At 61.8% G+C, this 7,719-nt stretch carries 9 protein-coding genes; 8 read left to right on the top strand and 1 reads right to left on the bottom strand.

The window, feature by feature from the left end:
- The 5 genes from AC1DT2_RS11810 to AC1DT2_RS11790 all read left to right on the top strand — a co-directional run.
- A partial coding sequence (locus tag AC1DT2_RS11810) for a DsbA family oxidoreductase (RefSeq protein WP_477296372.1) occupies positions 1 to 437 on the top strand: 437 nt, incomplete at its 5' end.
- Between the two features lie 20 nt (positions 438 to 457).
- The gene (locus tag AC1DT2_RS11805; RefSeq protein WP_477296371.1) at positions 458 to 937 is read left to right on the top strand and encodes an N-acetyltransferase family protein; all 480 of its coding nucleotides are present in this window, start codon (positions 458 to 460) and stop codon (positions 935 to 937) included.
- A 22-nt stretch (positions 938 to 959) separates the two neighbouring features.
- On the top strand, positions 960 to 1,349 hold the full coding sequence (locus AC1DT2_RS11800) for a VOC family protein (protein WP_477296370.1): 390 nt from the start codon (positions 960 to 962) through the stop codon (positions 1,347 to 1,349).
- Between the two features lie 920 nt (positions 1,350 to 2,269).
- A complete protein-coding gene (locus AC1DT2_RS11795; protein ID WP_477296368.1) occupies positions 2,270 to 2,803 on the top strand; it encodes a hypothetical protein in 534 nt (177 codons plus the stop codon).
- Positions 2,804 to 2,922: 119 nt separating this feature from the next.
- Entirely contained in the window at positions 2,923 to 3,720 is a 798-nt protein-coding gene (locus AC1DT2_RS11790; RefSeq protein WP_477296367.1) for a hypothetical protein, read from the top strand.
- Positions 3,721 to 3,725: 5 nt separating this feature from the next.
- Here AC1DT2_RS11790 and AC1DT2_RS11785 read toward each other — a convergent pair whose 3' ends face one another.
- Positions 3,726 to 5,666: an FTR1 family protein gene (locus AC1DT2_RS11785; RefSeq protein ID WP_477296366.1), complete on the bottom strand. Its 1,941-nt coding sequence runs from the start codon at positions 5,664 to 5,666 to the stop codon at positions 3,726 to 3,728.
- 210 nt (positions 5,667 to 5,876) lie between these two features.
- On the opposite strand from AC1DT2_RS11785, the gene AC1DT2_RS11780 reads away from it, so the two are divergent.
- From AC1DT2_RS11780 to AC1DT2_RS11770, 3 genes are all read left to right on the top strand, one after another.
- Entirely contained in the window at positions 5,877 to 6,527 is a 651-nt protein-coding gene (locus AC1DT2_RS11780) for a DUF3313 domain-containing protein (RefSeq protein ID WP_477296365.1), read from the top strand.
- A gap of 8 nt (positions 6,528 to 6,535) precedes the next feature.
- Entirely contained in the window at positions 6,536 to 6,883 is a 348-nt protein-coding gene (locus AC1DT2_RS11775; RefSeq protein WP_477296364.1) for a hypothetical protein, read from the top strand.
- 271 nt (positions 6,884 to 7,154) lie between these two features.
- A partial coding sequence (locus tag AC1DT2_RS11770) for a hypothetical protein (protein ID WP_477296363.1) occupies positions 7,155 to 7,719 on the top strand: 565 nt, incomplete at its 3' end.

Below are 7,719 nucleotides of genomic sequence, written 5' to 3'. Positions count from 1 at the left end.
AGGCACGTGTCAACCGTGAGCGCATCAAGGCGCGCGCGGCGGCGCTCGGTTTCACCATGAACACCTCGGACTCGACCCGCATCTACAACACCTTCGACGCGCATCGCCTGCTGGCGTGGGCGTTGTCGCAGGGAAAGCAGCACGCGCTCAAGCGCCAGTTGTTCATCGTGAACTTCACCGACCAGACCGACCCGGGCAACCATGACGCCCTCGTCGCGGCGGCCGGCAAGGTGGGCCTGGACCAGACCGAAGCTCGCGCGGTGCTGGAGTCCGATCGTTACGCCGAGGAAGTCCGTCGGGATGAAGCGCTCTGGCAGAGTCGCGGCATTACCGGCGTGCCGGCTGTCATCATCAACGACCAGTACCTGATCTCGGGAGGCCAGCCGCCTGAAGAGTTCGAGCGTCAGTTGCGCAAGATCGCCGAGAGCGCTAGCTAACACCGACACGGAAACGACCGATGGAACCCTCCGATCCCATACGCGATTCGCTGACTATCCGTCCCGCTTTGCCGGAGGACTTCCCGGCGTGGAAGGAACTATGGGATGGCTATAACGCGTTTTACGGCCGTGTCGGCGAAACCGCCTTACCCGAGGAAATCACGGCGGCGACCTGGTTCCGTTTCTTCGACGGCTACGAACCGATGCACGCCATCGTCGCCGAACACGATGACAGGCTGGTTGGACTGGCGCATTTCCTCCTGCATCGAAGCACCACGCAACTGCAGCCGAACTGTTACCTCCAGGATGTCTTCACGGCGGAGCGTGCCAGAGGCAAGGGCGTGGCCCGCGCCTTGATCGACGAGGTCTACGCACGCGCCACGGCGCTTCGGGCGGGGCGCGTGTACTGGCAAACGCATGAGTCGAACGAGACGGCCATGTTCCTCTACGACAAGGTCGCGGAGAAGTCCGGCTTTATCGTCTATCGAAAGCTGTTGTGATATCTACATCGCGGAGGCTCAGATGAAACGAGTGACAGGTATCGGCGGAATTTTCTTCCACGCGCGCGACCCGGCGGCATTGCAGGCCTGGTACAAGAAACATCTCGGTATCGACGTCCAGTCCTGGGGCGGTGCGGCGTTCGACTGGGTCGACGAAGCTGGCAATCCGGTGAAGGGAACCACCGCCTGGTCGATAGGCAAGGCAGGTGGCGATCAGTTCGCGCCAAGTACCTCGACCTTCATGGTCAATTACCGCGTGGCGGATCTTGATGCCTTGCTCCAGGCGCTACGCGACGAGGGCTGTCACGTGCTGGAAAAGGCGGACGACTCCGAGTACGGAAAATTTGGCTGGGTCATGGATCCCGAGGGCAACAAGGTCGAACTCTGGGAACCGCCGGCCACGACTTCCTGAAGCTGATAGCGATGAAGGAGCATCGTTTGTGATGCGACTACAGACAACTTCAAGTTGATTTGGTACGGTCGTTTCCGTTGCCTGCGTCGTCGCTGTCGAAGCCTCGCAGGCAACCATCGCTCTATGCGGTGAGAAGCGCGGGCCAAGGGTGTCTCACCACCCCTGACCCGCTAACCAAAACCAACTAGGAACCAGTTGATATGGCTACCACTGATAATACGGTACCCGCTCGCCCGCCGRAYCCCCYCGRCGACATTCCCATCGGTCACCGGGCGCTCTGCAGTCCACGCAGACACGGTTGAAGAACCGCGGCGGCAGCCGTAAWCCTGAGTTTTTTCTCGGCCGAGCARCACGGCGCGTCGCCGTGTGACCYGAGAACRGGCGCGGCTGCCTCCGCAACACACTTCGTCAACTCAAGCCGCACGRCGYCCGGACACGGRCAGCCGATGAACCCGCGMATCCGTTTGATCCGCGGCACGCCGGGCAGTGCACGGCGTGCCGCACCTTGGATGCGGGACAGCGCGGCGAGCAAGGAGAGCGTCATGGCTTCATTGAAAAGACCAGACACCCATCCCGGGTTCCACTATCASATCGAYCCGGAAGCSACYTCMCACGACCTGATGAATGAGGCGACCGAGTGGCTTCAGTACGCCCGTAGCCTCACAAGGCTACTTTCCGACTTCATCCATGAAGCCGACACGCTGGACTGCGGACGCGTTTCGCACGGCTTAGAGGCAATTGGTGCGCTGATGCACATGGGCATCCAGTGCACGGCGCAGGCGCATGCGCGCGCGTGCTGGGAGTCGCCAGGAAACGCTGAGCGTCTCTGATCTTTGCCCGTTTTGTGCACCCCATGGAAACGCCAGAGGCAATCATTGTCGGCTCGCAACGGACGACAAGTGAACGAAAGGAGCAGCGCAATGCGTGGATTTAAAGAAAAGATAGCGGTGATGGCTTTGAGCCTTATGGCCGGCATGGCGAGCGCGAAAGAGGCGCCGCTTGAGGTTCATCTCAGCCAAATTCTGTCGCAGGCTAAGGCCGAGACGGCCTTCATCAAAGTGGACATAACCAATCACGGCGACACGGCGCTGCTGTTACCTCGACCCTTCACCCCTTTGGAGCAGATGGATGGTCACCTTCTGAACAACATCTTCGCTGTCAAAGGCACTGACGGCGCGTCGGCAAGGTTCGTGGGGAGATCCATTCGCATGCTTCCGGAGGCCAGGCAGCAGTTTTACACGCGGATCGACCCAGGGCAGACACTTTCCAATGAGGTTTCGCTAAGTGCTGACTACGCTTTGTCGTCGGGCTATTACGAGATTAGCTACGAACAAGGCTATACGGGACTCGCTAGCTACCAGTCCGACGACGAACCCCTGGAAACCGAAAAGAGCAATACGTTGCGCATTTACGCCAACGAGAACCTGATTCACGGGGAGCATCTCAAGCGCTGAGACTTCCAGGCCGGTGCTAGCTCTGATCGGCGAGTCCCGCAAGCATTGCCGAACCGCCTTGACCGACGTATAAGCCTGTCTGGGTCCATATATCCATCAGCCAGATTCAGGGGAAGACATTGGAAGACTCGCGGGGGTTCGAAGACGAGGTTCGTTTCGTCTACAAGCTGCTTCTGAACCTGAAAGGTGAAGGGGTCCTGGTAACGCAGAACGCGAGGATCAAGGGCCGCTCTCAGGCGTTCCACCATTTCGATATCTATTACGAATTCGAACGAGCGGGTGTCCGTTACAAGGTGGCCATCGAGTGCAGCGACCCAAAGCATCCTGTCGACAGGGGCCTTGTCGGCGAATTCGGATTCAAACTCGCCGACGTCGGAAACACCATGGGCTTGGTGGTTTCCCGCGGCGGGTACCTGCCGGGCGTGGACACCCTCGCCAAACAGTACGGCATCGAGCTGCTGAGTCCCGCCGATCTGCCGTCGATTGACACGCTCTTCGCCAAACGCCTGGCGGCCGCGGCGCTACCCGATGAGACGGGCACAGGCGAGCCCTTCTGGACCATCATGGAGTTGCGCGACGGGATCGCCACCGGAAGCTACTACGCGTCGGAACATCCTGAGACGCATCAGCGCAACATTCCGCTCATGTACTGCAAGAGTCACGCGGACCGCATCATGCGCGAGGGCCAGCTGGATCCGCGCACGTGGGGTGTCAGAGGCCTCCCCAGGGCCTCCCTGCGCGCGTTCATCGTGATGCTGGAGGTGTTCGAGACGCGGGGTGGGGGCGCCATGATCCTCTTTCTTCCACCTGCAGCACGGGACGGCGCGGATTTCATAGCCATGCCTATCTCAAGGCAGCAGCTGATCGATCAGTACTACGGCGCGTCCGTACTCCCGGTGAAACAGCCCGTGGCGTAAGGGATCTATCGGGAGGCCTCTTTGAGTGCCTTCCGGTGATTTGCCCAGAAACCGCCAACCACGGCCACGATCATAAGCACCTGGGCCGCGACCGTCTGAACCGTCGGAAACAGTCCGATCAGCTCGATGCGTGGCACGCCACCGAGCGGTCGGATACCGACAATGCCTGCCTCCTGCAGCGCAGCGATACCCTTGCCCGCGAGCACCACGGTAAGTATCGCCATCAACCACGAGCTATAGGCGAAGAACTTGCCGATCGGAAGCATGCGGCTGTATCGCAGCAGCGCCCAGGCGATGATCGCGAGCGCGACACAGGCCGTGGCGGCGCCGGCCAGGAGTGCGGCACCGCTGCCGGGCGTCCAGAGCGCGGCGTAGAAGAGGATCGTCTCGAACACCTCGCGATACACCACGATAAAGGCGAGACCGAACAGGAACCATGCCGAGCGGCCCGACAGCGCCGTGGCCATGCGTTCCTTGATATAGCGCTGCCATTGTCCGGCCTGGGATTTCCCGTGCATCCAAATGCCGATAGACAGGAGCACCACCGCGGCGAATACCGAACCAAAACCTTCCGTCAGTTCGCGGCTCGCGCCACTGATGCCGATCAGCCACGTCGCGGCGACCCAGGTAAGGAAGCCGGCCGCGAGCGCGCCCGTCCAGCCAGCGTGGACATACGGCATGACTTCCATGCGCTCGGCCTTGCGCAGGAACGCGATCATCGCCACGACGATGAGCAGCGCTTCGAGGCCTTCGCGCAGAAGAATGGTCGCCGCACCAATGAAGGTCGAAAGCTTGCCACTGGCATTGGGTGAAATGGCGGCTTCGGCATCGTCCAGCAGCGTGCTCAGGACCTGTTCGCGGTTCGCGACGTCGTCGGCGCTCGCGCCGTGCTCGATCGCCGCGCGGTATTCGCCCATCGAGCCTTCGATGTGCTCGAGCAGCGTGCTGTCGCGGCTGCCCAACAAAGGTTCGACGGGCTCGAAGCCATCCAGGTAAGCCGACAGTGCCAGTGTGCTCGCGCCCGACTTGTCACCCGCGCGGTAGGCTACGACGCTCGCCTTGAGCTTCTCGCGCACCACGGTCAGCGACGACGCCGAAACTTTCGGTGCGAGCACGTCGGGGTGGCGACGGAGGTAGCCCATGATTTCATCGGCTTGCTGTTGGCCGATGCGCTTGCCAAGCGCCGAGGGTGTGGTGGTCACGAGGGAGGTGAGGTCGGGGACTTCCTTGCGCAGCGTAGCGTCGTGCTGCCAGAGACCTTCACCGGCCGCGGCGACCTGATCGGGAACGGCAAAGTGGCCGACATACAGGGCCAGCGACCAACGGTCGTCATCGGAGAGACTGGCGAAGCTAGGCATGGGCGTGCCGTCGACGCCTTGCGTGACGATCTGGTACAGGGAAAATACGCTGCGCTCGCGTGCGCGATCCTGGTCGGTGAAGGCGATGGGTGGCGTCGCCAGCGCCTTCGCAGCGGGGCCGTCGCCATTGCCCGTGGCGCCATGACACGCCACGCAGTTCTGCTGGAACAGCTGCGCGCCATGCGCGAAGTCGGGCACGCGAGCCGGCGCCAGGGGCACGGGATAGGCGGCTAAAAGGGCGGCTGCCAGCTTGTGCGAGGCATCCGCGACATCTTTTGGATCCGCTTTAGACGCGATGGCTGCCCTGAGGGCGGCTGCCTGGTCGACCAGCCCGGCTTTGCCGGCTTTCTCCGGCAGGGCCGCGATGTGTGCCGAGACGGTGGAGGCAAATTCTTGCTGCTCGGCGTATTCAGCGGGGCTGGATACGGCTCCATGATTGACCGCGCCGGCATAGTCGACGGCGATGTAATCGAGCAAACGCCAGGCCGTTTGCGCGTCGGCTGCGTAGGGTTCGGCGGCCAGGCACGTCGTCGAGAGGGCGAGAAAGAGGGTTAGTCCAGCAAACCACCGGATAACGCGGGGGACCATGGTGCGAGGCCATTCGTAGTGAGAATCGTTATCGTACAGGAACGGCGGTTCGGCCGAACTCTTACGGGGTGGATTCTAGGTAGTAGTACCGGCTCGTAGCGGGATCGGTGGGCCTAAGCTGCTCGTTAGTCGGAGCCACAACGGCGCCGTGAACCGGGCTGTGACGCGGGGTTCGAAGCTCGTCCCTGGCGCGGCTTAGAGGAGCTTTCCATGCGTCGTGCTCTTTGCCTTATTGCCGGCTTGCTCATACTCACCGTTGCGACGGCAGCCGCGCCGCCTCCGCAGAGCGGATTCCTTGACTCCTACCCAACGCTGCAGCCCGACCCCAAGCACGAAGGATCCTTCATCTACATGGCGCCAGGAGCAAGCCTCAAGGGCTTGACCAAGGTCCAGATCGACCCGATCCTCGTCTGGTACTCGAAGGACTCCACCTACCAGGGCATCGATCCGAACGAGCTGTCCGCCGTGACGGAGAACCTGCGCAAGGCGCTGATCAAGAACCTCGAGCCGAAGTATCCCGTGGTCGACGCGGACGGCCCGAACGTTCTCCGACTGCGCCTTGCCGTTACCAATGTGGTTGCGGAGAAAAAGAAGCGCGGCCTTCTCGGCTATACGCCCGTCGGCTTCGTCATCGGCGCGGCGAAGAACGCGGCGACCGCCGGACCCAACCTCAACATCGCGTCTGCCACGTTGGAGGCAGAGCTTCTGGACGCCTCCGGCAAGCGTCTTGCCGTGGTCATCGATCCCCTGGCCGGACAGGACGTCGAAAAAGAGAACCTCACGTGGGCGGATATCGGGAAAGTCCTGGATGCCGCGGGTAAGCGCCTCAGGACGCGCCTGGACAGCGACAATCTGCAGTGATCTCGCGCTTGAACTCCGCCACGCAAGTGCTGTTCGAGCGTGGCGGAGCGCGAGCGATCTTCGATCACTTCCGGAATCTTCTGGTCGCGACTCTTGTCGTCACGGCTGGCCTGGACACCGCGAAGCGAAGCGACGCAGATGCCGCGCTGCATCTCTTCGTCAATCCGGTGCTGCTTAGTTGCATCGTCGTGTTCCTAGGCATCGTGCTCATTGCGGTCAATTTCTTCGATGGCCTGCAGAAGCTGCGTCGATTCCGGTGGCACATCCTGCTCCAGTTCGCCATGGGCCTTGCCTATCTGGTGATGTCTGTCCGCATGGTCCAGATCGTCGTCTTCTTCCGTACGCACGGCTGCTGACTCATGCCGGTATTCCCACAACGTTGTCCTGGAGAGATCGCTCATCGCTATCGGAAGGTATGAGCCCGGAAAGGCTTCCTTGGAAGCCGGCCCTCCAATGTAGGGGAAGGACTACAGACGCCGCCAAGGCGGCCATGCTGAAATACCGCCGCCCCGGCCCAGACCGGGCGCGAAGTGACAGGGGAACTCGAATTGGATCAGCTGACCGCCGTGCCGTGAGGTACGTCACGCGGTGGGCTAGCTGACGTCAACAGTGACAGGGGAGCAGGGAATGAACGTACGTCTTATCGCGGCGGTGCTTGTCGTCGCCGCCACGCTGACCGGCTGCGCAGGCAAGCCGCAACGCGCCATCGCCTTCACCGCACCGGTGGTCACGGCGCAGCCAGAGAAAATCGGCGTGGCGATGACCGCACTGCCCAAGGTCGATACGTCCCTGCCCGGGGCGGGCTGCCTGCTCTGCCTGGCAGCTGCGTCGATCGCAAATTCGACCTTGACCGGTTACACCCACACGTTGCCGAAGGAGGATCTGCCTGCGCTGAAGCAGAAGGTCGCCGAACTGCTGCGCAAGAAAGGTTTGACCGTGGTTGTCATCGACCAGGACATCAACGTCGCAAAACTCCCGAAGGCGCAAGCCAAGGGCGACGACTTGGCGAAGCGGGATTTCTCATCTCTTGGCACTCAGTACGGGATCGATCACCTGATCGTGATCGACATCTGGCAGGTCGGTTTCGAGCGTCCTTATGCCGATTACATCCCGAGCAGCGACCCCAAGGGCGCGATCACCGGCCTGGGCTACGAGGTGAACCTGAAGACCAACGCTTACGAGTGGTACGCAC

The organism is Luteibacter sp. P4_E6, from assembly GCF_056401535.1.
Note: the sequence above shows the minus strand (reverse complement) of the source record. Positions and strands in the feature narration are given on the sequence as shown.